The sequence below is a fragment of the Micromonospora sp. NPDC047707 genome (assembly GCF_040704235.1).
Taxonomy (GTDB): domain Bacteria; phylum Actinomycetota; class Actinomycetes; order Mycobacteriales; family Micromonosporaceae; genus Micromonospora.
Genome location: NZ_JBEYSU010000167.1, coordinates 1 through 1,020, shown reverse-complemented (window position 1 = coordinate 1,020; position 1,020 = coordinate 1). Strand labels below are relative to the sequence as shown.

The window sequence follows — 1,020 nt, the reverse complement described above, 5'->3', positions numbered from 1 at the left end:
GCCGGCACCCTCACCCACACCGCCCGCTACGCCGTCGCCCGAGGCGCCACCCTGCGCACCCACCTGATCAACGTGCCCGCCCGACTCGCCCGCCCACAACGCCGCCCCGTGCTGCACCTACCAGCGCACTGGCCCCGAGCCCAAGCCTGGCTGACCCTCTGGCAATCCGTGTTCACCTGACCTCGACCACCACCGCCGAGCGCACCACACGCAACACCCGCCAAACCACCGACCAGTAGCACCAGAGCAAGCTGGACCACGACCAGCGGACCAACCACAACCTCGAACCGGCAAGATCAACTCAATCCCCGCGCGAAGGCCAGTCCACGGATTCAGGCTTAGAGGGCGTCTGATTCACATATTTTGCGAGTGATATGATCTTCACATATCTCGCCAGGTTGGGGTGGTTTCGTCGGTGACCCTTCTGGTGAGGTTGTCGATCATCGCGATGCGGATCATGCTGGCAGAGTTGTCGGGTAGGGCATCGTAGTCACGGGCCAGGCGCCGGTGCAGCATGATCCAGCCCAGGGTGCGTTCGATGACCCATCGGCGTTTGACCACCGAAAACCCTTTGATGTGCGGGTCTTTGGCGACGACCTCGACGTCGATGCCGAGGGTGGCGCCGTGTTCGATCACCCTGTTCTTGAAGCCGGCGTCGACCCAGGTCTTGGCCAGGGCGGGATGCGCGGCTTTGGCCTGATCGAGGAGGTCGACGCCGATGGTGTTGTCGCTGGCGCTGGCCGCGGTGACGATGACGGCGAGGAGCAGGCCGAGGGTGTCGGTGACGATGCCGCGTTTGCGTCCGACGATCTTCTTGCCGGCGTCGATGCCCTGGCTGGCCAGCGGCGCGTTGGTGGAGGTCTTCACGCTCTGGGTGTCGATCACGCCGGCCGAGGGCTGTGTGGCGCGTCCGGCCTTGGCGCGGGCCAGGCCGGTGAGGTCGTAGTTGAGCTGGGTGAAGATGCCATCGCCTGTCCAGGCGGTGAAGTAGCCGTAGACCGTTTGCCAGGGCGGGAAGTC

General features: G+C 65.2%; 1 protein-coding gene and 1 pseudogene. One reads left to right on the top strand and one right to left on the bottom strand.

What is annotated here, in order from left to right; genetic code table 11:
• Positions 1-180, top strand: a pseudogene (locus AB0873_RS32665) (IS1380 family transposase); the annotation flags it as partial.
• Positions 181-381: 201 nt separating this feature from the next.
• On the opposite strand, the gene AB0873_RS32660 reads toward AB0873_RS32665, so the two are convergent.
• Positions 382-1,020 (bottom strand): IS5 family transposase (locus AB0873_RS32660; protein ID WP_366604665.1); only part of this gene is annotated, 639 nt, incomplete at its 5' end.